Annotated in this window: 26 protein-coding genes; 8 read left to right on the forward strand and 18 right to left on the reverse strand. The window is 69.2% G+C overall.

Going from position 1 to position 26,492, the window contains the following annotated elements; all coding sequences use genetic code 11:
• Positions 1-47: 47 nt before the first annotated feature.
• Genes ACVKXF_RS14995 through iolC form a run of 6 tightly spaced genes read right to left on the reverse strand, consistent with a single transcriptional unit; the run spans position 48 to position 7,349 of the window.
• Positions 48-974 carry a sugar phosphate isomerase/epimerase family protein gene (locus ACVKXF_RS14995; RefSeq protein ID WP_173169472.1) on the reverse strand — a complete coding sequence of 309 codons (927 nt, stop codon included), beginning with the start codon at positions 972-974 and terminating at the stop codon, positions 48-50.
• Positions 975-1,024: 50 nt separating this feature from the next.
• On the reverse strand, positions 1,025-2,932 hold the full coding sequence (iolD, locus tag ACVKXF_RS15000; RefSeq protein ID WP_456796276.1) for a 3D-(3,5/4)-trihydroxycyclohexane-1,2-dione acylhydrolase (decyclizing): 1,908 nt from the start codon (positions 2,930-2,932) through the stop codon (positions 1,025-1,027).
• A gap of 17 nt (positions 2,933-2,949) precedes the next feature.
• The gene (gene iolB, locus ACVKXF_RS15005) at positions 2,950-3,882 is read right to left on the reverse strand and encodes a 5-deoxy-glucuronate isomerase (protein WP_456796213.1); all 933 of its coding nucleotides are present in this window, start codon (positions 3,880-3,882) and stop codon (positions 2,950-2,952) included.
• 8 nt (positions 3,883-3,890) lie between these two features.
• A complete protein-coding gene (locus ACVKXF_RS15010; protein WP_340197328.1) occupies positions 3,891-5,402 on the reverse strand; it encodes a CoA-acylating methylmalonate-semialdehyde dehydrogenase in 1,512 nt (503 codons plus the stop codon).
• On the reverse strand, positions 5,399-6,340 hold the full coding sequence (locus tag ACVKXF_RS15015) for a class I fructose-bisphosphate aldolase (RefSeq protein ID WP_396290388.1): 942 nt from the start codon (positions 6,338-6,340) through the stop codon (positions 5,399-5,401). Before ACVKXF_RS15015 ends, ACVKXF_RS15010 begins: the two co-directional genes overlap by 4 nt.
• Positions 6,333-7,349, reverse strand: a complete 1,017-nt coding sequence (gene iolC / locus ACVKXF_RS15020) for a 5-dehydro-2-deoxygluconokinase (protein ID WP_396290387.1) — start codon at positions 7,347-7,349, stop codon at positions 6,333-6,335. Before iolC ends, ACVKXF_RS15015 begins: the two co-directional genes overlap by 8 nt.
• 190 nt (positions 7,350-7,539) lie before the next feature.
• On the opposite strand from iolC, the gene ACVKXF_RS15025 reads away from it, so the two are divergent.
• Positions 7,540-8,802, forward strand: a complete 1,263-nt coding sequence (locus ACVKXF_RS15025) for a DNA recombination protein RmuC (RefSeq protein ID WP_456796214.1) — start codon at positions 7,540-7,542, stop codon at positions 8,800-8,802.
• Positions 8,803-8,825: 23 nt separating this feature from the next.
• On the forward strand, positions 8,826-9,926 hold the full coding sequence (locus ACVKXF_RS15030; RefSeq protein ID WP_456796215.1) for a DUF1266 domain-containing protein: 1,101 nt from the start codon (positions 8,826-8,828) through the stop codon (positions 9,924-9,926).
• A gap of 141 nt (positions 9,927-10,067) precedes the next feature.
• Here ACVKXF_RS15030 and ACVKXF_RS15035 read toward each other — a convergent pair whose 3' ends face one another.
• From ACVKXF_RS15035 to glpX, 9 genes are all read right to left on the reverse strand, one after another.
• Positions 10,068-10,694: a hypothetical protein gene (locus ACVKXF_RS15035; RefSeq protein ID WP_340197324.1), complete on the reverse strand. Its 627-nt coding sequence runs from the start codon at positions 10,692-10,694 to the stop codon at positions 10,068-10,070.
• Between the two features lie 192 nt (positions 10,695-10,886).
• Entirely contained in the window at positions 10,887-11,666 is a 780-nt protein-coding gene (locus tag ACVKXF_RS15040) for an ankyrin repeat domain-containing protein (RefSeq protein ID WP_071405747.1), read from the reverse strand.
• A gap of 221 nt (positions 11,667-11,887) precedes the next feature.
• The gene (locus ACVKXF_RS15045) at positions 11,888-12,427 is read right to left on the reverse strand and encodes an RNA 2'-phosphotransferase (RefSeq protein WP_071405748.1); all 540 of its coding nucleotides are present in this window, start codon (positions 12,425-12,427) and stop codon (positions 11,888-11,890) included.
• Between the two features lie 3 nt (positions 12,428-12,430).
• Positions 12,431-12,886, reverse strand: a complete 456-nt coding sequence (locus ACVKXF_RS15050; RefSeq protein WP_456796217.1) for a hypothetical protein — start codon at positions 12,884-12,886, stop codon at positions 12,431-12,433.
• 343 nt (positions 12,887-13,229) lie between these two features.
• Positions 13,230-13,511, reverse strand: a complete 282-nt coding sequence (locus ACVKXF_RS15055) for a YrhB domain-containing protein (RefSeq protein WP_159571709.1) — start codon at positions 13,509-13,511, stop codon at positions 13,230-13,232.
• 372 nt (positions 13,512-13,883) lie between these two features.
• Positions 13,884-14,645 carry a PoNe immunity protein domain-containing protein gene (locus ACVKXF_RS15060; RefSeq protein WP_456796218.1) on the reverse strand — a complete coding sequence of 254 codons (762 nt, stop codon included), beginning with the start codon at positions 14,643-14,645 and terminating at the stop codon, positions 13,884-13,886.
• A complete protein-coding gene (locus ACVKXF_RS15065) occupies positions 14,645-16,195 on the reverse strand; it encodes a putative T7SS-secreted protein (protein WP_456796219.1) in 1,551 nt (516 codons plus the stop codon). The genes ACVKXF_RS15060 and ACVKXF_RS15065 overlap by 1 nt, the downstream gene beginning before the upstream one ends.
• 103 nt (positions 16,196-16,298) lie before the next feature.
• Positions 16,299-17,195, reverse strand: coding sequence for a hypothetical protein (locus ACVKXF_RS15070; RefSeq protein ID WP_456796220.1), 897 nt, complete (start codon positions 17,193-17,195; stop codon positions 16,299-16,301).
• Positions 17,196-17,278: 83 nt separating this feature from the next.
• Positions 17,279-18,268: a class II fructose-bisphosphatase gene (gene glpX, locus ACVKXF_RS15075; protein WP_123673052.1), complete on the reverse strand. Its 990-nt coding sequence runs from the start codon at positions 18,266-18,268 to the stop codon at positions 17,279-17,281.
• A gap of 89 nt (positions 18,269-18,357) precedes the next feature.
• On the opposite strand from glpX, the gene fbaA reads away from it, so the two are divergent.
• Positions 18,358-19,386, forward strand: a complete 1,029-nt coding sequence (fbaA, locus tag ACVKXF_RS15080; protein WP_123313285.1) for a class II fructose-bisphosphate aldolase — start codon at positions 18,358-18,360, stop codon at positions 19,384-19,386.
• Positions 19,387-19,491: 105 nt separating this feature from the next.
• Positions 19,492-20,751, forward strand: a complete 1,260-nt coding sequence (locus ACVKXF_RS15085; RefSeq protein ID WP_456796221.1) for a M18 family aminopeptidase — start codon at positions 19,492-19,494, stop codon at positions 20,749-20,751.
• 31 nt (positions 20,752-20,782) lie between these two features.
• On the opposite strand, the gene ACVKXF_RS15090 is transcribed toward ACVKXF_RS15085, so the two are convergent.
• Positions 20,783-21,547 carry a DUF6264 family protein gene (locus ACVKXF_RS15090; RefSeq protein WP_456796222.1) on the reverse strand — a complete coding sequence of 255 codons (765 nt, stop codon included), beginning with the start codon at positions 21,545-21,547 and terminating at the stop codon, positions 20,783-20,785.
• On the reverse strand, positions 21,544-22,608 hold the full coding sequence (locus ACVKXF_RS15095) for a 4-hydroxy-3-methylbut-2-enyl diphosphate reductase (RefSeq protein ID WP_260233085.1): 1,065 nt from the start codon (positions 22,606-22,608) through the stop codon (positions 21,544-21,546). The genes ACVKXF_RS15090 and ACVKXF_RS15095 overlap by 4 nt, the downstream gene beginning before the upstream one ends.
• 125 nt (positions 22,609-22,733) lie before the next feature.
• Between ACVKXF_RS15095 and xseA the strand changes: the two genes are divergently transcribed.
• Positions 22,734-23,993, forward strand: coding sequence for an exodeoxyribonuclease VII large subunit (xseA, locus tag ACVKXF_RS15100; protein WP_456796223.1), 1,260 nt, complete (start codon positions 22,734-22,736; stop codon positions 23,991-23,993).
• 25 nt (positions 23,994-24,018) lie between these two features.
• Here the strand turns inward: xseA and ACVKXF_RS15105 are convergent, their stop codons facing one another.
• The gene (locus ACVKXF_RS15105) at positions 24,019-24,777 is read right to left on the reverse strand and encodes an alpha/beta hydrolase (RefSeq protein ID WP_456796224.1); all 759 of its coding nucleotides are present in this window, start codon (positions 24,775-24,777) and stop codon (positions 24,019-24,021) included.
• Between the two features lie 81 nt (positions 24,778-24,858).
• On the opposite strand from ACVKXF_RS15105, the gene ACVKXF_RS15110 reads away from it, so the two are divergent.
• From ACVKXF_RS15110 to ACVKXF_RS15120, 3 genes are all read left to right on the forward strand, one after another.
• Positions 24,859-25,104, forward strand: a complete 246-nt coding sequence (locus ACVKXF_RS15110) for an exodeoxyribonuclease VII small subunit (protein ID WP_111084805.1) — start codon at positions 24,859-24,861, stop codon at positions 25,102-25,104.
• Positions 25,101-25,736, forward strand: a complete 636-nt coding sequence (locus ACVKXF_RS15115) for a DUF4245 domain-containing protein (RefSeq protein ID WP_340197316.1) — start codon at positions 25,101-25,103, stop codon at positions 25,734-25,736. The genes ACVKXF_RS15110 and ACVKXF_RS15115 overlap by 4 nt, the downstream gene beginning before the upstream one ends.
• 70 nt (positions 25,737-25,806) lie before the next feature.
• A complete protein-coding gene (locus tag ACVKXF_RS15120) occupies positions 25,807-26,421 on the forward strand; it encodes a carbonic anhydrase (protein ID WP_123313279.1) in 615 nt (204 codons plus the stop codon).
• Positions 26,422-26,492 lie beyond the last annotated feature (71 nt).

Raw genomic sequence — 26,492 nt, forward strand, 5'->3', positions numbered from 1 at the left:
GTGCTCCTGGGGTAGATGACGCTGCGTGGACGGCTGTTGGTGGCCGGTCAGGACACGCGGGCGGCGGACGTGGAACCGAAGATGTGCTGGAACGTGCGCTCGGCGATCGGGCCGGGGGCGTCGACCGAGCAGCCGTACATGTCCTGCTCGACGATGCCGAAGACGTCCGGGTTGATCTTCGCGACGGCCTCGATGATCGGGGCGAGTTCCGGGGTACCGTGCGGCGGCTCGGTCATGATGCCTTGCGACACGGCGGTGGCGAACGGCACGTCGTTCTTCAGCACGTCGAACAGCAGGTCGGTGTCGACCTGCTTGAGGTGCAGGTAGCCGATGCGCTCCGGGTGCGCGGCGATGAGCTTGAGGTTGTCGCCGCCGTAGTACGCGAAGTGGCCGGTGTCGAGGCAGAGGTTCGTGTACTCCGGGTTCGTCACCTCGAGGAACCGCACGGTCTCCTTGTAGGTGCCGACGTGGCTGTCGGCGTGGGTGTGGAACTGCTGGTGGACGCCGTACTCCTCGAGCAGCGCCTTGCCGAGCTGGTCGTGGCCCTTGCCGAGGCGGTCCCACTGCTCGTCGGTCAGGGTGCGCGACTCGAGCACCTCTTCCGTGGCGTCCGAGCGCCACAGGTCCGGGATCGTCACGAGGTGCTGGGCGCCGAGCTTGGCCGCCAGACCCGCGACCGCCACGGCCTGGTCCCAGGCGCGCTGGAACTGGTCCTCGCCCTTGTGGAACCCGGTGAACACGGTGCCGGCGGAGAGCTTCAGCCCGCGCGACTCGAGCTCGTCGGACAGCTGCGACGGGTCGGTCGGCAGGTAGCCGTACGGTCCGAGCTCGATCCACTCGTACCCGGCGGCGGCCGCCTCGTCGAGGAAGCGCTTCCACGGCACCTGGTTCGGGTCGTCGGGGAACCAGACGCCCCACGAGTCGGGGGCGGTGCCGATCCGGATGGCGTCGGTTGCGGTGGCGGTGTCGGTCATGACGTCGTCGTCTGCTCTCTGGGTGTGGTGCGTGTGGTGGACGGTGGTGCTCAGCCGAGCAGCGGGCGCTGGGCGGCGACCTGCTGCTCGTACTCGGCGCGGGCGGTCTGCGTGCTCGACAGCGTCGAGGTCTGCGCGACCGGCACGTCCCACCAGCCGTCGCCCTCGGGGGCGTAGACCAGCGGGTCCGAGTTGATGTGCACGAGGGTGGTGTGGTCGTTCGCCTTCGCCTGACGCAGCGCGGCCTTGAGGTCCTCGATGCTGTCCGGGCCGGGCTGGACCTCGATCACGTCGACGCCGTACGACCGCGCGTTCGCCGCGAGGTCGACGGGCAGCGGGTCGCCGTTGTCGAACGACTGCGTCTCGTCCAGGTAGCGGTACTTCGTGCCGTAGCGCTCGGATCCGACGGTCTCGGACAGGTGCCCGATCGACGCGTACCCGTGGTTCTGGATGAGTACCACGATGATCTTGATGCCCTCGGCCACGGCGGTGACGAGTTCGGTGTGCAGCATGAGGTAGCTGCCGTCGCCGACCATGACGATCGCGTCGCGGTCCGGGGCGCCACGACGGACGCCGATGCCGCCGGCGATCTCGTAGCCCATGCACGAGAACGCGTACTCGACGTGGTAGCCGAGGGCGTCCCGCACGCGCCAGAGCTTGTGCAGGTCGCCGGGCAGCGAGCCGGCCGCCTGGATGACGACGTCGCGGGGGTCGGACACCGACTGCACGGCGCCGATGATCTCCGGCTGGCCGGGCAGGTGCGCGCCGGACGGCGCGAACGCGCCGTCGACGGCGGCGTCCCACGCGGCCTTCAGCGAGGCGATCTCCGCAGCGTAGGCGGCGTCGACGACGTACGCGGGCTCTGCGGGTGACGCCGCGGTCGACGTGAGCGCCGCGGTCAACGCGACCAGGGCCTCCCGGGCATCCGCGATCAGCGGCAGCTGCGAACCGTGCTTGTAGGCGTCGAACGCGGCCACGTTGACGTTCACGAACGTGACGTCCGGGTTCTGGAACGCGGTCCGCGACGCGGTCGTGAAGTCGCTGTAGCGCGTGCCGATCCCGATCACGACGTCCGCCTGCGCGGCGACCGCGTTCGCGGCGGCCGTGCCGGTCGCGCCGATGCCGCCGAGGGACTGCGGGTGGTCCCAGACGAGCGATCCGCCGCCGGCCTGCGAGGTGCCGACCGGGATGCCGGTCGCTTCGACGAAGGCGGCGAGCTCGTGCTCCGCGCCGGCGTACAGCACGCCACCGCCCGCGACGATGACGGGGCGCTTGGCCGCCCGGATCGCGGCGACCGCACGCGCCAGCGGCCCGTGCTCGGGCAGCGGCCGACGGATGTGCCACTCGCGCGGCTGCAGGAACGCGACGGGGACGTCGAACTCCTCGGCCTGCACGTCCTCCGGCAGGGCGATCGTCACGGCACCGGTCTCGGCCGGGTCGGTCAGCACCCGCATCGCCGCGAGGGCGATCGAGAACAGCTGCTCGGGCCGCTCGACACGGTCGAAGTAGCGCGACAGCGGACGGAACGCGTCGGTCACCTGCAGGGAGGTGTCGTGCGGCAGTTCGATCTGCTGGAGCACCGGGTCGGTGGTCCGCGTCGCGAACGTGTCCGACGGCAGCAGCAGTGCGGGCAGGCGGTTCGTCGTCGCGAGCGCAGCGGCGGTGAGCATGTTCGCGGCACCCGGACCGACCGACGCCGTCGCGGCGAAGGTCGCACGGCGGCGGTGCATGCGCGCGAAGCCGACGGCCTCGTGCACCATCGCCTGCTCGTTGCGGGCCTGGTGGTACGGCAGCAGTCCGGGCTGCTCGACGTGGAGCTGCTTGATGGCCTGTCCGACGCCGGCGACGTTGCCGTGCCCGAAGATGCCGAAGATCCCCGGGATGGTGCGTTCGCGGACGTCGCCGTCGACGGTCCACTGGTTGGCCAGGAACTCGACGAGTGCCTGGCCGACGGTCATCCGGCGCGTGGTGGTGGTCACGCCTGCTTCCTTTCGTAGGGCAGGCGCGGGTCGAGCTGCTCGCTCGCCCATGCCTGGCGGACCCAGCCGTGCGCCGGGTCGTCGGTGATGTTCCAGACGCGCTCCGGGTCGGGCCCGGCCATCACGTTGAGGTAGTACATGTCGTAGCCCGGAGCGGCGACGGCGGGGCCGTGCCACCCGTGCGGGACGAGCGCGACGTCCCCGGTGCGGACTTCGCGGAACTCGTCGATCGGACGGTCGTCCGAGGCGTAGGTCCGGTGCAGCGCGAACGGATCGGCGGTGGCCGGAGCGGAGAGGCCGCGTGCGACCGCGGACTCGTAGTAGTAGATCTCCTCGAGGTTCGACTCCTCGCCGGGCACGTTCGTGTCGTGCTTGTGCGGCGGGTACGACGACCAGTTGCCGGCCGGCGTGATCACCTCGCACACGATGAACTTCACGGCGTCGAGGGCGGCCGGGGTGCCGAAGTTGTGCACCTGCCGGCTGGACTGCCCGGCACCGCGGAGCTCGACCGGCACGTCCTGCCGGGCCACGTACGTGGTCGGCTTGACGGTGTCGGTGGGCGCCTCGGCGACCGCGAACCGGCCGCTGCCGGTGATCGTCGCCTGCGATCCGGACCCCAGGTACAGGACGTCGGTGGGACCCTCGAACACGCTCGCGCGCCCCTGCAGGGCCTGCTCGCCGTCACCGGCGGCGCCCGCGTAGGTCACGTGGAACGCCCCGGCGAGCGGCACGACGATGCGTTCCACGGCGTCGGCCGGGAGGCGCAGCTCGCGTGTGCCGGTCGGGTCGCTGTCCGTCAGGGTGCCGGTCCGGAGCCCGGTGTGCGTCCATCCTGCAATGCGACCGTCGACGACGTCGGTCCAGCCCGCCTCGGGCCGGGAGCCCGCCGGGATGAACCACTGGTCGTGCTCGTGCTGTTCGTTCGCCATGCTGCGGGTCAGTTGTTCGACGGGAAGCCGAGGTTGATGCCGCCGTGCGACGGGTCGAGCCAACGGCTCGTGATCGCCTTCTGGCGGGTGAAGAAGCTCACGCCGTCGGCGCCGTACGCCTTGTGGTCACCGAACAGCGAGTTCTTCCAGCCGCCGAACGAGTAGTACGCGACCGGCACGGGGATCGGGACGTTGATGCCGATCATGCCGACCTGGACGTCGCGCTGGAAGCGACGCGCGGCGCCGCCGTCGTTGGTGAAGATGGCGGTCCCGTTGCCGTACGCACCCGAGTTGATGAGCTCGAGGCCCTCTTCGTACGTGGCGACGCGGACGACGCTGAGCACAGGACCGAAGATCTCCTCGGTGTAGACGCGGCTCGTGGTGGGGACCTGGTCGATCAGCGTCGGGCCCAGCCAGAAGCCGTTCTCGTCGCCGTCGGGTCGGACGGTGCGGCCGTCCACCACAACCACCGCACCGTCCTGCTCTGCGACCTCGATGTACGAGGCGACCTTGTCACGGTGCTGCTTCGTGACGAGCGGGCCCATGTCGCACCCGCGACGACCGTCGCCGATGCGCAGGGTCGCCGCGCGGTCCGTGATCTTCTGGATGAGCTCGTCGGCCACCGGCTCGACGGCGACGACGACCGAGATCGCCATGCAGCGCTCACCGGCGGATCCGAAGCCCGCGTTGATGGCGTTGTCCGCGACCAGGTCGAGGTCGGCGTCCGGCAGCACGAGCATGTGGTTCTTCGCGCCGCCGAGGGCCTGCACGCGCTTGCCGTGCTTCGTGCCGGTCTCGTAGACGTACTGCGCGATCGGCGTGGAACCGACGAACGAGATCGACTCGACGTCCGGGCTGGTCAGCAGCCCGTCGACGGAGAGCTTGTCGCCGTTGAGCACGTTGAAGACGCCGTCGGGCAGACCGGCCTCGGTGAACTTCTCGGCGAGCCAGATGGCGGCGCTCGGGTCCTTCTCGGACGGCTTCAGCACGACGGTGTTGCCCGCGGCGATCGCGATCGGCAGGAACCACAGCGGCACCATCGCCGGGAAGTTGAACGGGCTGATGATGCCCACGACACCGAGCGGCTGCCGGATCGAGTAGACGTCGATGCCGGTCGAGACCTGGTCGGAGAACTCGCCCTTCATCAGGCTCGGGATGTTCGTGGCGAGCTCCACGACCTCCTGCCCACGGGCGATCTCGCCCAGGGCGTCGTCGATGACCTTGCCGTGCTCGCTCGTGATGATCTCGGCGAGCTCGCCCTTGTCGCGGTTCAGGATCTCGCGGAACGAGAACAGGATCTGCTGGCGCTTGGTGAGCGACAGGTTGCTCCACGCCGGGAACGCCGCCTTGGCGCTCGCGATGGCGGCCTGGATCTCGTCCTCGTTCGCCAGGGCGACCTGCTTCGTCGCGATGCCCAGTGCCGGGTCGTACACGGGGGCGCTGTTGCCCGACGCGGACTCGACGTGCTTGCCGCCGATCCAGTGGCCGACGGTGGTGGTGGCGGTCTCCGTGGTGGTCATGCGTTGCTTCCTTCGAGTGTGGTGGTTGCTGCGTGCGTGGCGCCGGCGCTGCCGGTGTGGACGAGACCCGCGGCCACGTCGACCGCGGTGGCGACGTCGCCGTCCGGCGGGTAGAGCAGGGTGCGGCCGACGACCAGGCCGCGCACGCCGGGGAGCGCGAGGGCGTCGGCCCACTTGGCGTAGGTCTCGAGCGGTTTGCTCGACGGGTCGCCCCCGAGCAGGAGCGTCGGCAGCGTCGTCGCCGCCATCACCCGCTCCATGTCGTCGACGACCGGGATCTTCAGCCAGCTGTAGGCGCTGGACTCCCCCAGGCCCGCGGCGATCGCCATCGAGGTGATGACGGCGTCGGCGGTCAGGTCGTTCACCACCCGGCCGTCCTGCCACGCGGACATGAACGGCTCGAGCATGATCGGCAGCTGGAGTGCGGCGGCCTCGCTGACCGCACGGGCCGTGGCCTCGAGCGTCGGTGCCGTGCCCGAGTCCTCCAGGGCGATGCGAACCAGCAGCTTCGCGAAGTCGAGCCCGGAGTCCTTGATGGCCTGTGCCGAGTACGCCGTGTAGCGGTCGTCCATCTCGAACGTCGCCCCGCGCAGTCCGCCGCGGTTCATCGACCCGACGACGACCTTGCCGTCGAGGGCGCCGAGCAGTGCCAGGTCCTCGAGGATGTCGGGCGTGCCGAGCACCCCGTCGACGCCGGGGCGGCCGAGCGCCGTGACGAGCCGCTCGAGCAGGTCGTAGCGGTCGGCCATCGCGGACTCGTCGTTCCGGACCGCCAGGGCACCGCGTGCCGGGTGGTCCGCGGCCACGATGAAGAGCTTGCCGTCGTCGGCGAGCAGGGAGCGCTTGTGCCGAGCGTCGAGCACGGACCGCACCAGTTCGGGCTGTCCGGCGCGGATGTCCCGGAGGCGCTGGAAGTCAGCGGGGCTGATCTCAGGCATGGGTCTTCTCCTCGGTGCTCGTGTGGTTGGTGCCGTCAGCGGGGTTGCTGGCGATGAACGCCTCGATCTCGTCGCTCGTGGGCATCGCCGTCGAGCACTCGAACCGCGTCGCGACGATGGCGCCGGCGGCGTTGCAGAACGCGAGGATCCGCTCGAGGCCCCAGCCCTGCAGCAGGCCGTGGGTCAGCGCGCCGCCGAAGCCGTCGCCCGAGCCGAGCCCGTTGACGACGTCGATGTGGTGCGGGCGGAACTCGACGAACTCGTCGCGGGTCTTCGCCAGCACGCCCTTGGGGCCCTGCTTGACGATGGCGATCTCGACCCCGCGCTCGAGCAGGGCGTCGGCGGCGCGGACCGGGTCGGTCTCTCCGACGGCGACCTCGCACTCCTCGCGGTTGCCGACGGCGACCGTGGCGTGTTCGAGGGCGACGGCGACCTCGCGCGTCGCGGCCTCGGGGCTCGACCAGAACATCGAGCGGTAGTCCAGGTCCAACACGGTGTGGGTCTTCGTGCTGTTCTGCGCGGCGGAACGCGCTTCGTACGCGACGTGGTGCGCCTGGCGGCTCGGCTCTTCGCTCAGGCCGGTCACCGTCGTCCAGAAGATCTTCGCCCGCTCGATCTCGTGCAGCGGCAGGGACTTCGCCGTGATCATCAGGTCCGGCGCCTTCGGGGCCCGGTAGAAGTACAGCGGGAAGTCGTCCGGCGGGAAGATCTCGCAGAACGCGACGGGGGTGTTCAGCCCCTCGACCGTCTCGACGAAGGCGTTCGCGACGCCGAACTCCGGCAGGGTGCGGGCGATGTACCGGCCGAACGGGTCGTTGCCCGTCCGGGTGATGACCGCGGCATCGGCACCGTGGCGCGCTGCGGCGATGGCGACGTTGGTCGCGCTGCCGCCGACGGACTTCGAGAACGTCGTGACGTCTTCGAGCGGGCCGGTCTGCTGCGGGTAGATGTCGACGCTGACGCGTCCCATCGTGATCACGTCGTAGGCGTGGGGAGCGTGGTTCGTCATGCGACGTGGTGGACCTTCCGTGCGGCTTCATCGGCGGACGATCACGACTGTACACCCTGTTTGCCCTAATGTCATGACATGGATTCTGCGGTCCGTCACGTTGGTCCCGTGGCGCTGGTCACGCTGGTTCTGCGGTGCGCGCCGGAGTGCCGGGAGGCGCGGTGTCGGTGGGTTCTGCCAGGGTCGCGACATGCAGATCCTCGCCCTGGTCATCGGTCTCGTGATCGGCATCGCCGTCGGTGCGGTCGTCGCCTGGTCGCTCGCCCGCTCGCGCGCGGGCATCGACGCCGCGTCGTCCCGTGCGACGGCCGAGGCGCTCCGCGGCCAGCTCGAGGCGGCCCGACGCGACGCCGAGGAACGCCTCGACGCCCAGGACACGCAGTACCGCCGCCAGGTCGACTCGCTCGAACGGCGCTCCGCCGAGCTCGAGCACCTGGTGCAGCGCATGCACGGCGTCGACGCGGCACGGAACCAGAACGAGTCCAAGGTGCTCTCCGCGCTCAGCCCCGTGGCGCAGACGCTCGACGTGATGCGCACGAAGATCGCCGAGCTCGAGCAGTCGCGGAGCGAGCAGTACGGCGCGCTGTCGGCGCAGCTCCGGTCGGCCGCCGAGTCGGAAGAGCGGCTGCGCGCCACCGCCGACACCCTGGCCAGCGCCCTGTCGTCGAACAGCACGCGCGGCGTCTGGGGCGAGACGCAGCTGCGCAACGTGGTCGAGGCCGCCGGGCTGCTCGAACGCGTCGACTTCGACGTGCAGTCGTCCGTCACCACCGCCGTCGGCTCCGCCCGGCCGGACATGGTCGTGCACCTGCCCGGCGGCAAGACCATCGCCGTCGACGCCAAGGTGCCGTTCAGCGCCTACCTGCAGGCCGCCGAGATCCCGGCGACCGCCACCGGTGCCGAGGCAGCTCGACGCGACCAGCTCATCGCCCAGCACGTCAAGGCGCTCCGAGCCCACGTCGACGCCCTCGCCGCACGGGAGTACTGGACCGGCTACGACGCCTCCCCCGAGCTCACCGTCGCCTTCATCCCGTCCGAGTCGCTCATCTCGAGCGCCCTCGCCGCCGACCCCGGCCTGCTCGACCACGCCTTCCGCAAGCGGATCGCACTCGCCTCTCCCGTGACCCTGTGGTCCGTGCTCAAGACCGTGGCGTTCTCGTGGCAGCAGGACGTCGTCTCGCAAGAGGCGCACGAGCTCTTCAAGGTCTCCCGCGAGCTCTACGGCCGGCTGTCCACGATGGCCCGGCACGTCGACAAGCTCGGCCGCTCGATCCGGGGCTCCGTCGTCGACTACAACCGGTTCGTCGGGTCCCTCGAGCGCCAGGTGCTGCCGAGCGCCCGTCGGCTGTCGCTGCTCGACGAGTCGAAGGTCATCGCGGACCCGTCATCGATCGAGGACGAGCCGCGGCTGCTCACGGCGCCGGAGCTCGTCGGCGCCGTCGACGAGGACTGAGCCGCTCGCTACGATCGATCGTCATGGGGGAAGCACTGCAGAACCATCCCGGCGACCGCGAGTTCCCGGTCCGTCCACGCTGGCGGCACCGGGCGATGGTCGCCAAGGCGCGGAAGCAGACCGGGCGACGACGGGACCGCGCCGCAGCGTGGATCATCATGGCGATCGCAATCGTGGCGTTCTTCGTCGTGCTCCTGATCTCGATCCTCGCCCCGTACGACGTCCGGGCGCACTTCGGGTACGGCATCCAGGCGGTGTGGCGCTGCTTCTTGGTCGCCATCGTCGTGTGGTTCGTGTTGACCTTCATCACCTCGCTCCGTGACATCGGGCTGCCGGTGCGGGAACAGCGGCGGTACCGTGAGCGCACCGGCGCTCGCGAGCTGCCCGCCCGCCGGCTGCAGCAGCTGGCCCTCGCCTCGTTCGGCGACTTCCACGACGGATGGTGGCCGGCGTCGCTCGCCCCGTACGGTGCGCGGGTCGAACTCGGCGGCGAGTACCTGCAGGACACCACGCCGTCGCCCTTCGTGACGATCCCCCTGCCCCCGCTGACGTTCCTGCGCCGCGAACTCGACGAGACCTACAAGATCGCCAGCGGGCGGGACGCACAGGCCTTCGCCGTCGACCTGCTCGGTCCGAAGAGCGTGTCGTGGCAGTTCCTCGCGTTGAGCCGATCCGCCGAGGGTGAGACCCGGCTCACCCGGCTGTCCTCACTGCTCGGCACCGACCCGTGGGCAGGCTCGAGCCTGCTCGAACGCCGAGCGGACCGCCCGCCGAAGCTGCTCTGGTCGATGGACGTCAAGAACGCGGTCACCGCCGTCCGAGGTGCGTACGCCGCCGGGCTCCTGAACGAGGACGATGCCTGGTCGTCGATCGACCTGGTCTCCGATGTCGCCTTCACCCTGTTCGACTCGTGGGACGACTACTTCGACAACCTGCGGGCCGCGTACGCCCTGGTCTACGACGAGCTCAAGACGGTGCAGGAGTTCGATGCCGGGCGGCGTGAGCTCTTCGCCTCGAACTGGCCGGTCACGCGGTTGCCGTGGCCGGGGTCGCCGGGGGCGCTGCTGCCCCGGACCGTCAGCGACCCGCTGTGGGCGGACGAGGACGACGCGTCGGTTTCCTGACCGCGACCGGATCCTCCTCGGGGCGACGGCTCATGCGTCGGAGTACCCGGGGAGCGCGCGGACGGCCTCGGCGTTGCGGTCCCACACGTGTTCTTTCGCGACGAGAAGGCCATCGGTCATTCTGCCTGGCCAGCTGCCGAATCAGATGAGGGGGTTACCCTCGAGGACCTTCTTCGACAACGCTTCCCAATCACCAAAATCCGGCGTGTTCGCCCAGTTCGGCTCGACGTCAACTCCGTGGAACTGCTCCAGGTCTTTTGTCTGTTTGGAGTGATCGATCCGCGTGCGCTGCCCCTCGCCGTTCGGAGACAGGTGCAATTGATTGGAGAACAGGGGCTTGTTGGCCAGTGCACGTTCCTTCGGTCTGAAGTCATCAGGTTCGGGGAAGATCTTGTAGATCACTTCGCTGAGGAACAGCCGTCCGCCCCACCGGTTCGAATACGTGGCAAGGGTCACATTGCGATTGTTTGCGTCCCAAACGAACACTTGGAAAGCTGGCCCGTCGATGGCAATTCCGCCCCGAGGCGTGACCTCCATGGTCCAGGACGGTACAGCGGATGCGGGATCGATTTCAAAGCCGCCGTCGTCCCGCCTCACGAAGGTGCCGACGCTCGGTTCGGCGGGGACCACAGTGAACCAGTCCATCTGGTCATCCTGATGCTGGTGCCAACGCCCGCGACACTCTTGCTCGCTCAGGAATCCTCTCGGATCCGGCGTCCGGGTGAAGTGATTCCACTTCTGCATGTAGAGGTATCCGTGCTCGATCACGGGTTCCTCAATTGTCCTCGAGTTCTCGGCTCTACCGAATCTGAACATCAATCACCCTCGGCATTGAAAGAAGCACCGCGCCAATGTGCGTCAGCCCGCGCTGGGGGAAAGTTTCTGGGCACATATCGAGCGCCGACGCCATCCACGCTCTCGTCAAGCCGTAGTTCAGTCAATTGAATGCCTCTAGATCATTCACGCCGTCTGCCTCCGCTCGAGCTTAGCCGCACGATCGAGCACCTTGATCAACGGCTTCGGCGCCAGGAACGCTCGTGCCAGCCCTTGAGCGGTGAAGCCGTCTGCACCGACCAACCTGGCCTTCGCTCCGGCACTCAGCATTGCACTGGCGCCAGCCACCGCGTCGTCCACAGAGACCGGATGTGGGTTCGATCGATTCGGTCGCACGGGGAGAGAACGTCGTACGAGCAGTCGGAGCGGTGTCTCTCCAGCCACGGCAGAGTTGAGCAGAGCCGCATCGGCATGAACTGCTGATTGGATGTCGATGAGGGACCCATGCGTAGCGGCCTCGAACACGACCGATACGCCCGCCTCATCATCCTCGAACACCCGATCCTGCTGCAGCATGGCGATGAGCCCGGCGGGTGCGTCCCCCAAGATTCGGGCATAGCTCAGTGGGGTCGCACCAAGGTCGTTGACATGGAACGGATCAGCGCCGGCGTCGAGCAAGACGGCGACCGGATCAAGTCCGCCGTCGCCCGAGTTCGTCACTGCGAGCTGCAGCGGCGTCGTCCCCCAACGGTCCGGCGAGTCCACCTCCACCCCGAGGTCCAGGAGTGCTCGCATCGCATGCACCGCACCGGTCTGAGCCGCGAAGTGGAGGGGCGTGAGGGCGTCGGCATTGGCGCGTGACGCTGAAGACACTTCGAAGCCTTCCGACGCGATCCTCGTGATCGCCTGCGGATCGTCCGCGATGATCGCATCCCAGAACGCAGAACTGTCCATCGCTGTGCTCATCGGATGATGCTATCCAGGACGTCCACGCCACCCGACTGCAAGCCCAGCTGGTCGGATCTGCGCTTCTTCCGAGCAGTCTCACGTCTGATGAGACGAGACTGCTGTCGCCCCCTTGCACTCGCGGGAGAATGAGAGATCGATCCGTTCGACGGGTGACCGTCTCGAGCGCATCGCCCCAGCAATGCAGGAGCCCCGCTACTCGCGCGGCTGAGGCAGGCGCGTCATTCCGCCGAGATGTACCGCGCGGGAACGAGCAAGGCGAGGGTCACCCGGTCGTGGCCCTCCGAGAACTCCACGCCCTCCAGGTGCGCCCGAGCTGCATCGATTCGCAACAGGACGGGAGCGGTGGACTTGCGCCGCCCCGCCTGCATCGCCAGCTCGCGATCGGTCGTCAAATGCGCGTACTGGCGCCCCATCGGCAAGAGCCCGTCGCGCAGGATCGACTCAGCCGCAGCGGGGGAAGTTGCGTGCCAGAGCACCGGCTGCGGAACGATCGACGGCTTCACGATGCGCTCGTCCGTCGAGTGCCCGTACTGAGCACGGATCCGGTCGCCTTCGACGGCGAAGCGCTGCTTATCGGACTCGGCGACCACTCGGCGCAGATCTTCCAACGATGCCTGAATGCCCGACCGCTCCAAAGCGTCGGCAAGATCTGCGAGCGGGACGCTCCCGTCAGCACCGAGTTCCAGCCCGTACGCACCCGGTTCGTGCCGCAACGCGTGCGACATCGCCTTGCTGATCGACGCGTCCCTACGAGGCATGTCTCAGTCCTCTTCCTGCTCCGCGAGCCACGCTGCTCGATGCTCCTCCATCTCCTCCCACCAGACGTCGAAGGACGTCCACTGCCCCCGGTACTCCGTCCCAGGCGAAGCAAACGTATGGATGATCAGCACGGGAGGGTCGCCCGAATGGTCGCCACCGTCAAAGCAGAACACATCGTCAGTGCCCTGGTGCTTTGCGAAGGGTACGAGGGAACGGGCCGGATACTGCTCCCCAACGATGTCAACCCAGTTCTTTGTCTGGTTCTCGTACTCAGACGTCCACATGAAGGGATCGATGTCGGGAAGCGGGTCTTGTGGAAGGGCACGTTGGAAGCGCTCGGGGTACTGAAATCCCTCGGGCGCAATCAAGCGCGCCTCGACTTGCCGTTCCTCGACGGTTGTTAGTCGATGTTCCCTCTCTGTGGTCCTTCGGGGAGCTTCGGGGGTCGTGAGACCCATCTGGATTCGCTTTCAACCAATTCGCGCCTTGCGACTTTATCCGACCCTCAGCGCCCCCAGCGTTCTGGGCTCGGCGTGGCCACGCTTCGTGAAGCGTTCAACCTCTTTTGCCGTCAACGATTGATGAGGTTCGTGTACTCGGCCCCTGCACCGGAAAATCAGTGTGAGACTTGGCAGATCGTCGGATCAATTCAGATTGGCGCTTGATCAGTTCCTGCCTTGCCCTGCTACCCGACCAACGGTCAACGGAATCCCGAGCAATCGCAAAGAGTTCCAGCTAAGAACTCTGCGGGTGGACCCTCGACCGTCACCTCGTTCTCCTCCGCTCGAGCCGGAATTGGCTTCACCGAGACCGACTGATGACCCGCTGGCCCCGTTCCTCTATTTGTGATTCAACCGATGTGTTCGTTTGAAGAGCAAAACAGGCACTGCCGTCTTTTGGTACAACAAAGGGGCCATTTCCAGCTAGGCTAAACAATGGGTTTTGTGTCTCGTAATACTCTCGACTGTTGTACAGAACGATCCACCAATCGTCGGTCTCGATCCATCCCCTATCCCAACTAAGGTCTTCGTCAGCGCGCACTTCCTTCGCAAATTCGTCCTGAGCATCCTTCAGAGTTCGCATGCAAGATCACCGTGTCTTGAGTAGGAAGAGTTGATCGAAGTTCTCCAACTTGGCAAACGTTCCTGACTGTCCGTCGAGAAACGCAACGCCATTCCGATCATGCTGGCCGACTGGATCGGTACCCGCCCTGGTCCCAAAGACAACGCCACGAGCCCCCTCACCAGAGGAGTTCCACTTCCACTCGTGTAGCTGGGGCAGGCACGTCATTCTGCGCTGTCGCACTGTCCGGCCTCGAGCAACCCACCGCACGCCAGAGCAAAGCGCAGCACACGGTCAGTGACGAGTCGGTGAACGGCGGCATCTAGCGATGACGCCACCGGCGTCGAGCCGTCTGGTAGGCCATTTCAGATGTGGTCCGGAGGGTCCCTCCTCTTACAGGAGATCGAGCGGCAGGAAGGGCGATTTCATCTCAACGAGGTGCATGTCGGTCGCTTTCGCGATCGCCGGCAGTTCCAGCGCCCAATACCCGACGAATCCCGCACCGTAGCTGTCGCCCGGGGCGACTGCTTCCAGCGACCCCATCCAATCCATCGGTTTCATCCGTGATGGCCAGTCTGCGAGATACGTCTCGATGGCATGGCTGGCTTCGACTGGCTGCTCGAGCGCCGTGAGCAGGGGCCGCGCGAACCTCGGCGTCGAATGCTTGTTCTGATCCCAGGAGTGCTGAAGTCCGGTCGCAGACGCAAGCGCCGAGAACAGCGGGTCCGCCCCCTGCCGAACCACCGTCTCGAGGACCGTCCGCGCATGAGTCGTCCGGCCACAGCCCATCGTGATGCCGAGAAGCCGCAGCACACTGATGTAGTACTCGTTTCCGTCGCCGAGGCTGGGCGACGGCTTCTGGTCGGAGGACGCTAGGTCGACCCACGTGCAGTACGCATCCGCCACCGATTCAGCGACATCTCCGATGACGTCCAGGCCGACGCCCGCGGAGTACTGCGCGGCCAGGTAGCGGAGGCCCATGTGCCACTCGCCACGAACGGCGCTCAAGCGCTTCGTGGGATCGGTTGCTCGCTGCGCGGCAGCCTTGCGTCCTTCCCAATTGGTCGAGGTCACGTCGATGGCGCTCTGCCAGTATCGCGCATCGAACTCGGCGGCCCGCTGCCGGAGTGCAGTCTTGCGCCGGAAAAGCGGCATCAGGGGATCACCTTTCCACCCGTATCGACCATGAATCGTGTTGAACCTCCATCATGTCCGACGACGACGACACTTCGGGGGAGCTTTCCCTCGTCGAGCAGCTTCTGGATCGCGTCGAAGTGGCGCTCGTCCACGGCTCGTTCCAAACGAGTCAGGGCGTCCCGCCCCGCTGGAGAGTCGATCCACTGATCACTCAGCTGACGCCCGCTCAGTTTCGTGTTCTTCAACAGGCTGTTCGGAGCAGCATCATCGTGCTTCGAGAACTTCGCCTCGCCGATCTCGTACTCGCCGGTCTTCTTGTTGAAGTAGACACCGTCGAGCCCGTTGGCACTGGTGCTGCCCTTCGTGTCGATCCGGTCGAAGCCGGAGCGAGCGTAGAGGTCGTGCATCTGCTGCTCTCCGAAGGCAGCCTTCTCGTCCTTGGTCGCGGTCCGTGCCAGGGTCCGCCCGTTCGGGTTGACCCTGACGCCGAGGGGTAGTTCGACCCGACGCCCGAACGGAACGGCAGACTTGGCCTTCCCGATGACCGATCTTCCCGCGGCGAGGACCCGGCGGCCTGCGCGAGAGATCCCACCCATGCCTCTCGCGTACTTGCCCAAACTCGCCAACCGCCCCAGTGCGCCGGCTGCGGGGACGCAGTCGAGCAGGGAGAACGCGAGGTCCCACCCGTCGGCTTCGCCCTTGCTCATCTTGTACAACGTGTCCGCCAACACCACGAGCGCGATCGCCGCGATGATCAACGTCCACGGCCCCGGGATGATCATCGCGATGATCCCACCCACCGCCACGACGACCTTCGCCACCGACACGATGGTCTCCCACGCCTCAGACCCGAAGATCTTGTCCCACGTGGACTGCTTCCCGAGGCCCGCGTCAGCAGCTTCACCGATCTTCGTCGCAGTCCGCTGCTCCGCGTCCTGCCAATCACCCTTCGCATCCGCCACGAGCCGCTTCGCCGCATCGATCCGCGACTGCGCCGCCGAGATGTCCCCCTGCGCCGAGCTCACGGAACCCTGCGCGACGGAAGCGTTGTCGGACGCTGCCCGCAACTGCGCCGGCGAGGGAACATGCACCCCGTCCGGCACGTCGGAACCCGCCGGGTACTCGTCCGCGACCTTCGACAGGTCCTTCGACGCGGACTCGTAGTGCGACAGCGTCGACTGCGCATCCGCCAACCGGTCCTGCGCCGCGGCGAGGTCCCCGGTGGCGTCCTTCGCATCCGCCAACGCACCATCAGCCCGGTACTGGGTGTCATCGACCGTGTCAGCCCACCCCGACAACGCCGTCGCGGCGAGTTCGTACGAATCGACGAGCTTGGTCAGGTCCGACGGGGTGTCCTCGATGGCGTCGACGAACACATCAGCGGCTTCACCTTCCCAGTCGGTCAGCCACCCGGAGCCCTTCACCGACTGCAACCGGGTCGAGGCGTCATCGGCCGCGTCGGAGATGCGCTGGTACTCCCGCGCCATCATCCGCAACGTCGACGGATCACCCTTGACCGGGTCATCACCCTGATCGACAACGTCCCACCCCGACGGCCGCCCCATCATTCCTCCCCAGGTCCGATCTCTCGCCCTGTTCTCCACAGGCGCGCGAATGTGACCATATCAGGGGACATCGACGTGGACGCGTGCCCCCGACGCGGCCGCGGCGTCAGAGGGCTGCGCGGATGGCACCGAGCTCCGGGAACCCTCGGAGCCGGTACCGGGCGGGGCGGACGTCGAGCTCGTCGATCAGGTCGGTCGCCAGCTCCCGCAGCCGACCAAACGGCACGGGCTGCGTCTGCCCGTCGAGGGTCACGAGCACGATCGTGTCGACCGCGGCGACGACGGTCTCGACGTCCTCGGTCCACGACGAGTACGAGAAGGCCGGGTCGTCCTCGGCGAGCCGGGCGACCGAGACCGCACCGACGTGGACGTTCTCGCCCCGCCGGTCGAACGACTCCTGCAAGGCGTCCTGCTGCAGGTTCGCGGCGGTCGCCGTCCAGAGCGCGCGGATCGTCCGGAGCTCGCCGTCGAGTGACGGGTGCTCGAACCGGACCCACCCGTCACCGCGCAGCACCATGGGCGGTCCACTCAGGACCTCGCCCTCGTCGTCGGCCAGGATCTGCTGGGCGACACCGGCCGCGACCTGGAGCCCGTCCTCGTCCTGGTCGCCGGTGACGATGAACGTCGTCGGCGCAACCGGGAAGACCACTGCGCTGCCGCGGAACTCGATCCCCTGGAACGCCTGCGGTGCGAGCACGAGCACCACGGCGAGGTCGGGGTCCTGGATGACGATCGTGCCGGGCTGGATCACCGCCACGTCGCCTCCGGCCTGCTCCTGCGCGGCGGCGACGGCTGCACGCAGGACGTCGTCGTCCGCCCAGCCCATCTCGGCGAGCGCCGGCGCGGTGAGGATCGCGCCGTCCTCGTCCGCCAGGATCACGCCGAGGTCGGGCGCCACCGGCACGACGTGCGGCAGCCGGTCGGCCGTGCCGTCCGCCTCCGCGTGCAGCGTGCGGATGCCCGCGGTGTCCAGTCCGACGATCCGTGCCGTTGTCGCAGTCATGCGTCGAGCCTACGCAAGGGCACGTGCAACGGGGCGCCGCCGGGAGACCGGCGACGCCCCGAAGCGGCGGACGATCGTCCGGCCTAGAACCACTTCTCCGCACGGTGGTCCGCCTGGATGCGGCGGATGGTGTTCGAGCGCGACCGGAGCACGAGCGAGTCGGTGTGGATGACACCGCGCGAGCGACGGACACCGTCGACCAGGACACCGTCGGTGACGCCGGTGGCGACGAAGAACGTGTTGTCACCCGTGACCAGGTCGTCCTGGTCGAGGACCTTGTCCAGGTCGTGGCCGGCGGCGATGGCGCGCTCGCGCTCCTCGTCGTCCTTCGGCTGGAGCTTGCCGAGGATCACGCCGCCGAGCGCCTTGATCGCGCACGCCGTGATGATGCCCTCGGGGGTGCCGCCGACGCCGACGCACATGTCGATCGTCGAGCCGGGCAGGGCGGCGGCGATGCCACCGGCGACGTCACCGTCGAGCAGCAGTCGCGTGCCGGCACCGGTCGCACGGATCGCGCGGATCAGCTCGTCGTGGCGGGGACGGTCGAGCACGGCGACGACCATGTCCTCGAGGTCCTTGCCCTTGGCCTTCGCCAGCGCGCGGATGTTGTCGCCGATCGGCTTCTCGAGGTCCAGGACCCCGCGACCCTCGGGGCCGGCGGCGATCTTGTCCATGTAGAAGACGGCGGAGGGGTCGTACATCGAACCTCGGTCCGAGACGGCCATGACGGAGATGGCGTTCTGGCGGCCGGCGGCGGTGAGCGAGGTGCCGTCGATCGGGTCGACCGCGATGTCGCAGGCCGGGCCGTGACCGTTGCCGACGTGCTCGCCGTTGTAGAGCATCGGGGCGTTGTCCTTCTCGCCCTCACCGATGACGACGACGCCGTCGAAGTTCACCGTGCCGAGGAACTTGCGCATCGCGTCGACCGCGGCGCCGTCGGCGAGGTTCTTCTCCCCCCGACCGACCCACGGCTGCGCACGGATCGCGGCGGCCTCCGTCGCACGCACGAGCTCGAGGGCCAGGTTGCGGTCGGGCTGGAGGAACAGGGAGCCGGTTTCCGTAGAGGGAGTCACGACCCGAGCTTACCGACCGCCGTCGAGTCACACTCCAGTCCGGCTGACTACGATCGGCGGGGACATCACCGAAGTCGAAGGAGATCCACGTGCCCATCGCAACGCCGGAACAGTACGCCGAGATGATCGAACGCGCGAAGGCGGGCAAGTTCGCGTACCCCGCGGTCAACGTGTCCTCGTCGCAGACCATCAACGCGGTCCTCCAGGGCCTGCAGGAGTCCGGCTCGGACGGCATCCTCCAGGTGACGACGGGCGGTGCCGACTACTTCGCCGGCCACACCATCAAGAACCGCGCAGCGGGTGCCCTCGCGATGGCGAAGTTCGCCCACGAGGTCGCGAAGAACTACGACATCACGGTCGCGCTGCACACCGACCACTGCCCGAAGGACGCCCTCGACGGCTTCGTCCTGCCGCTCATCGCGGCGAGCGAGGAAGAGGTCCGGCAGGGCCGCAACCCGATCTTCCAGTCGCACATGTGGGACGGCTCGGCCGTGCCGCTCGACGAGAACATCGAGATCGCGAAGACCATGATCGAGAAGACGCGGAACATCAACGCGATCCTCGAGGTCGAGATCGGCGTCGTCGGCGGCGAAGAGGACGGCGTCGAGCACGAGGGCACGAACGACGCGCTCTACACGACCCCGAACGACGTCGAGAAGGTCGTCGACGCACTCGGCCTGGGCGACAAGGGGCGCTGGATCGCCGCGCTCACCTTCGGCAACGTGCACGGCGTCTACAAGCCGGGCAACGTCAAGCTCCGCCCCGAGCTCCTCGGCGAGATCCAGGCCTCGGTCGCGGCGAAGCACGGCACCGGCGAGAACCCCCTCGACCTCGTCTTCCACGGCGGCTCCGGCTCGACCGACGACGAGATCCACGAGGCCGTCCGCAACGGCGTCATCAAGATGAACATCGACACGGACACGCAGTACGCGTTCACGCGCTCGATCGCCGACTCGATGTTCCGGAACTACGAGGGCGTCCTGAAGATCGACGGCGAGGTCGGCAACAAGAAGCAGTACGACCCCCGCGCCTGGGGCAAGGTCGCCGAGTCCGCCATGGCGGCTCGCGTGGGCGAGGCCGCGAAGGTGCTCGGCTCCGCCGGTCACACCAAGGGCTGAGCAGGTCCGTCCGGTCGGGTCCACCGGCCGGGAGGAACGGGGCGCGTCCGACGGACGTGCCCCGTTCTGCGTCCGGTCGACTCCACCGCATGCCACGATGGGCGGGTGACCGTCGACGCCATCGCCTCCGAGTTCGCCCAGTTCGTCACCGAGTCGCCCACCGCGTTCCACGCGGCAGCGGCCTCCCGTGACCGCCTCGTCGCAGCCGGGTTCACCGAGCTGTCCGAGCTCGACGCCTGGCCGACCGAACCCGGCGCGTACGTGGTGGTCCGCGACGGTGCGGTGATCGCGTGGCGACTGCCGGAGGGTGCGTCGGCGACGACCCCGTTCCGGATCCTCGGCGCCCACACCGACTCCCCCGGCTTCCGCGTGAAGCCGAACCCCGGCGTCCGCACCGGGGGCTGGGAGCAGCTCAACGTGGAGGTCTACGGCGGCGCACTCCTGTCCACCTGGTTCGACCGCGACCTCCGCATCGCCGGCCGGGTCGTCGATGCCGACGGCAGCGTCCGACTCGTCAGCACCGACGCCGTCGCCCGCATCCCGAACCTCGCCATCCACCTCGACCGCGGGGTGAACGACGGCAAGGAGATCGATCGCCAGCGCCACACGCTGCCGATCGTCGGGGTCGACGGCGACGCCGGTGGGACCTCGGTCGTGGAGTGGCTGCGCGCCCGTCTCGGTGACGATGCCGTGTCGTGGGACCTCTTCCTCGCCGACACCCAAGCCCCCACCCGCATCGGCATCGAGCGCGAGTTCCTGGCCTCGGGCCGGATGGACAACCTGACGAGCGTGCACGCCGGACTCCGCGGCATCGTGGACGCCTCGGTCGACGGCGACCACATCCCCGTGTTCGCCGCGTTCGACCACGAGGAGATCGGTTCCTCGACCCCGTCCGGTGCCGGTGGTCCGTTCCTCGAGGACGTCCTCGGCCGCGTGCAGGAGGGCCTCGGTGCCACCCGCTCCGAGGCCGCCCGGGCGTTCCGCGCCTCGTGGTTGCTGTCGAGCGACGCCGGCCACCTGGTGCACCCGAACCAGCCGGAGAAGCACGACCCGACGAACCGTCCACGCCCCGGTGCCGGCCCGCTGCTGAAGATCAGCGCGAACCAGCGCTACATGACCGAGGCGAAGGGCGAGGCCGTCTGGGCCGCCGCGTGCGACACGGCCGGGGTGCCGTGGCAGCCGTTCGTCAACGTGAACACGATCCCCGGCGGCTCGACCATCGGTCCGATCGCGGCGACCCGGCTCGGGATCCCGACGATCGACATCGGCGTCGGGCTGCTGTCGATGCACTCGATCCGCGAGCTCGTGCACGTCGAGGACCTGGCGTCACTGCACGGCGCCGTCGCGGCGTTCCTGGCCGGCTGAGCCCCGGCTGGCTGAACCCGTCTGGCTGCGGTCAGGCGCCGGTCTGGCGCATCATGAACTCGACGAACTGCGGGTCCTGGAACACCACGACGACGAACGCGATGGTGCTCACGAACGTGGCGACGACCGCGCCGACGATCGGCACCCAGAACGTGCGCTTCCGTGCCCGGAGCCGGCGGATCGACCACCACGCCACGAGCGCGAACACCACGACGTTCGTGATCGCGCCGATGACGGCGGCACCGCTCAGCGCGCTCGGGTCGTTCAGCGCCGTGTACTGCGTCTCGAGGGTCCGCCGGACCGTCGAAGCGACGTTGGTCACGGCGAGCGACTGCACGACGGAGATGAGCCCGAAGGCGAGCAGCCCGACCGTCAGGACGAAGTCGGCGGGGGTGCGGCCGAACCGACTCGTCGCCACCGAACGCTGCGGCCCGCCCGGGGTCGGGTCGTCGACTGCGCCGGGTCGGCCCGGAGGCACGGTGCCTGTCGGCGCGCCGGCACCGGACCGGTACGCGGTCGCGCCGTCCCGCCCGGCCTGGCTCGCTGCCTGCTGGCGGCGGTCGCGCTCTTGCTGCTCGCGCTCCTGTCGTTCCCGTTCGACCAGGACCGGGTTGACCCACCCCTCGGGCGCGTACTCGCCGTACGCGGGGGCGGGTCGGCCGTGGACCCGGCCGCTCGCGGCACCGGCGGCCGTCGTCGGGGACGTGTCCTGGGCCTCCTGGCCGGCTGCCGCCGTGTCGTCGACGTGACCCGGCTCGCGTCGCGGCACCGAGCCCCACCCGTCCGCGCCGCTCATGCCCGACGCCCGCCGAGCGCGCGCGTCGGGTTGCCCGACGCGTCGGTGCGGAGCTCCTTGGGGAGCGAGAACATCAGGTCTTCGTGTGCGGTCACGACTTCTTCCACGGCGCCGTACCCGGCGTCGGCGAGCTGTTCGAGGACTTCGGCGACGAGCTCTTCGGGGACCGAGGCGCCGCTCGTGACGCCGACGGTGGCGACGCCGTCCAGCCACTCCTGGCGGATCTCCTCCGCGTAGTCGACGCGGTGCGCGGCCTTCGCGCCGTGCTCCAACGCGACCTCGACCAGGCGGACGCTGTTCGACGAGTTGGCGGAGCCGACCACGATCACCAGGTCGGTGCCCGGTGCGACCTTCTTGATCGCGACCTGGCGGTTCTGGGTGGCGTAGCAGATGTCGTCCGACGGCGGGTTCGCGATCGTGGGGTACTTCTCGCGCAGCAGGCGGACGGTCTCCATCGTCTCGTCGACGCTCAACGTGGTCTGCGACAGCCAGACCAGGTTGTCGGGGTCGGGGACGTCGAGCGCGGCGACGTCGTCCGGTCCGTTGACCAGGATCGTGCGGTCGGGGGCGTGGCCCATGGTGCCCTCGACCTCTTCGTGGCCGGTGTGCCCGATGAGGATGATGGTGCGCTCGGCCTTGGCGAAGCGGGTGGCCTCGCGGTGGACCTTGGTGACCAGGGGGCAGGTGGCGTCGATGGCGTGCAGGTCGCGTTCGGCAGCCCCCGCCACGACGGCCGGTGAGACGCCGTGGGCGCTGAAGACGACGTGTGACCCACGCGGGACCTCGGCGACGTCGTCGACGAAGACCGCGCCGCGCTGCTCGAGGGTCGACACGACGTGGACGTTGTGGACGATCTGCTTGCGGACGTAGACGGGCTCGCCGTACTGCTCGAGCGCCTTCTCGACCGCCACGACCGCCCGGTCGACCCCGGCGCAGTAGCCGCGCGGGGCTGCGAGCAGCACCTTCTTCGGACCGGCGACCGGCTCGTCCCGCAGGCGCCCACGCGCCGCGTGCACACGCGGCGGGGCGAGCGGGACCGTGTGGCCGTTGGTGATCGTCACGTCCCCGATGATAGGTGAGCGGGACGCGCGCGACCTGGGCGCGGGCACCATCCGTGGAGATCCCGCCGCTCGCCCGCTGTCACCGGTGTCGGGCACGATGGACGTCCCGCACGAGAAGGAGCGACATGGCGATCGAACAAGGCCCGCCGACGGCCGACAACCCGTGGCCGGTCGCACTCCTGGGCGCGAAGCTCCGCGACTGGATCGACCGGCTCGGTACCGCGTGGATCGAGGGCGAGATCACGCAGTGGAACGTCGCCGGCGGCAACGTGTACGGCAAGCTCAAGGACGTCGAGGTCGACGCCACGGTGTCGTTCTCGATCTGGTCGAGCGTGCGCTCCCGGGTGCCGGCGGACATCAAGCAGGGCGACCGGGTCGTCGCGGCCGTCAAGCCGAACTACTGGGTCAAGGGCGGCTCGCTGACCATGCAGGTCGTCGAGATGAAGCACGTCGGCCTCGGTGACCTGCTCGAACGACTCGAACGCCTGCGCCGCACCCTGGGCGAAGAGGGCCTGTTCGACCCCGCACGCAAGAAGCGCCTGCCGTTCCTGCCGCACCGCATCGGCCTGATCACGGGCAAGGACTCCGACGCCGAGAAGGACGTCAAGCGCAACGCGCAGCTCCGGTGGCCGCAGGTCGAGTTCCGCACCGTCCACACCGCGGTGCAGGGTGAGCGCACCGTCGGCGAGGTCACGGCGGCGATCCTCGAGCTCGACGCCGACCCGACGGTGGACGTCATCATCATCGCCCGCGGCGGCGGCGACTTCCAGAACCTGCTCGGCTTCAGCGACGAAGGGCTCGTCCGCGCAGCCGCAGCGGCGAGCACCCCGATCGTGTCGGCCATCGGGCACGAGGCCGACCGTCCGATTCTCGACGAGGTCGCGGACCTCCGTGCCTCCACCCCGACCGACGCCGCCAAGCGCGTCGTGCCGGACGTCGCGGAAGAGCTCGCGAACGTCCGGCAGGCCCGCGCCCGCATCGGACTGCGGTTGTCGCAGACGCTCGCGGTCGAGGCCGACCGGATCGCGGCACTCCGCTCGCGGCCCGCGCTCGCGTCCACCGCGTGGCTCGTCGACACCCGTGCGGAGGAAGTCGCGCGCGACCTCTCCCGGTCGCGGGAGCTGCTCGACCGCCGGCTCGAGCGGGGACACTCCGAGGTCGGGCACCTGACCGCCCGGCTCCGGGCGCTCTCGCCGCGGGACACCCTGCGTCGTGGCTACGCGATCGTGCAGCGGGCCGACGGTGGCGTGGTGCGGTCGTCCGACGACCTGTCCGGGCAGACGCAGGTGCACGTCACGCTCGGCGCGGGGACGGCGACCGGGACGCTCGAGCCGGACGGGCCGGGTCCGGACGGCTCGGGGTCGGGGTCGGGGTCGGCCGCCTGACGCGTCGGGGTCGCCGACGGTCTGCTCACCACCCGCGGTCGCGCAGCCAGGTCGTCGCCAGCGTGCTCCACGCCTCGGCCGGCCCGAGGCCCTCGGCGAGCCCGATGCCGTGCACCCCGCGCTCGAACACGTGCAGGTCGAACGGCACCCCGTGTCGCGCCAGCGCGTGTGCGTAGGACAGCGAGTGCGTCACGGGCACGTGCTCGTCCTCGGCCGTGTGCCACAGGAACGTCGGCGGGGTCCGGTCGTCGACGAGCAGGTCCGCGTCCACCGCGGACCGCTCGCGGACGCTCGCGCCCGGTCCGAGCAGGTTGTCGGTGCTGCCGACGTGCGGGTGGTCCGTCATCGACGTCACCGGGTAGCAGAGCACCGTCAGGTCGGGTCGGTCGTCGACGTCCGACACGGCGCGCTCCGCCGGCGTCGGTGCGTTCGAGACGAGGGCCGCCAGGTGCCCGCCCGCCGACGACCCGATCACGACGATCCGCGGATCGGACGGGAGGCCCGCCCAGCGTCCGGCACGCAGCTCGCGGACGAGCGCGCGGGTCGCCACCACGGCGTCCGGGTGACGGTGCGGGGCGAGCGGGTACGCGAACACGACCGCGTCGATGCCGATCCCGTTGAGCCAGCGGGCGTACCCCTCCCCCTCGTGCGGAGCGTGCATGCCGTACCCGCCACCGGGCAGGACGACCGCGAGCGCGGGGCGGCCTGCCCGTCCGCCGCGCTCCGCTCCGGATCCTGCTTCCGGTGCCGGGTACCAGTCCACGCCCTCGGGGAGATCAACCATGGCGCGACCCTACCGGCCGGTGTTCTCCCCAGGCGCAGCGGGCGGGACCGTGCGTCGGTGGACGCTCGGTAGGATCGGGTCGTGCCATCCCAGCAGGAACCCGAGCAGACCGACGTCCAGTCGCTGAGCTACGAAGCCGCCCGCGACGAACTCGTGCGCGTCGTGAGCGAGCTCGAACAGGGCTCCGCGACCCTCGAGCGCTCGCTGTCGCTCTGGGAGCGCGGCGAGGCCCTCGCCGCGCGCTGCGAAGAGTGGCTCGTGGGTGCCCGTGCACGGCTCGACGCGGCGCGCGCGGCCAGCAGCGCCGAGGACGGCTCCGCCCGATGACCGACGCGAACGGTCGTCCGATCGTCGCCGAGCTCGGTCGCCCCGAGACGGCCGAGGAGACCTGGGCGCGCAAGGACGCCGCACGGACCGCTCGCCGCCAGCACCAGACCGCCTTCAACCTCGTGATCGCGCTCATCGCGTCGCTCGGCATCGTCCTGTTCCTCGTCGCCGTGGTCGTGCGGCCGAACACCACGGTCGACCGCACCGTCGACTACCAGCAGATCGCGGCCGACGCCCACGTCGGGGACATCACCCTGGCCGCCCCCGACCTGCCGAGCGGCTTCACGTCGAACCGCGCCGACTTCTCGGACAAGGCCTCGGACGACGTCGACGTCTGGACCGTCGGGTTCGTGACGCCGGACAAGCAGTACCTCAGCCTGCAGCAGGGCATCGACGCCAACGGCTCGTGGGTGTCGAACCAGCTCGACCAGCGCCCGTCCACCGGCAGCCGCGTGATCGACGGCACGAAGTGGACCGTCTACGACCGACGGGACGAAGGCTCCGACGCCGGCAACCACGCGTACTCGCTCGTGTCGACGTTCGGCGCGAACACCGTCGTGCTCTCCGGCACCGCCGACGACTCGTCGTACCGCACCGTGGCGAAGGCCGTCGCCGAGCAGTTCGCCCGGTAACGACCGCCGGACGCCGCACCGCCGGACACCCCCGCAACCCGACACCGCCCGACCCGATCCGAGGAGCCCCATGCCCGACCGCGCCGCCTCCACCCCGTCCGACGCCCTGCGCCTGCTCGTCGACGGCAACGCCCGCTTCGCCGCCGACAAGCGCCGCATGGGCCGCACGGACCCCGACCGTCGCACCGAGCTCCAGGGCTCGCAGTCGCCGTTCGCGACCGTCCTCGGCTGCTCCGACTCGCGCGTGCCGTTCGAGCACGTGTTCGACGCGGGCATCGGCGACCTCTTCGCCATCCGCAACGCCGGGCAGATCGTCGACGACGTCGTGCTCGGGTCGATCGAGTTCGCGGTCGTCGCGCTCGGCACCCCGCTCGTCGTCGTCCTGCGCCACACCCGGTGCGGTGCCGTCGCCGCCGCCCGCTCGGGTGAGCCGGTCCCCGCGCCGCACCTGCAGGCCCTGGTGGACGCGATCGCCCCCAGCGTCGAGAAGGTCCGTGCCACCGACGCCGAGCTCCCGCAGGAGGCGATCGGCGCCGCCCACCTCGAAGCCACGCTGCGCCAGGTGCTCGAGCGCTCCGGTGCGGTCTCCGACGCGATCGCCGAGGGCCGGCTGGCCGTGGTCGGCGCGACCTACGACCTCGGCACGGGCGAGGTCACCATCGACACGGTCGTCGGCAACGCCTGACGCCCCCTCGGCGCCGCACCCGCACGTCCCCACACCCGACGCACCGGTACAGTCGAACGCGACGCCCGGCG

The organism is Curtobacterium sp. PvP017 (assembly GCF_054060195.1).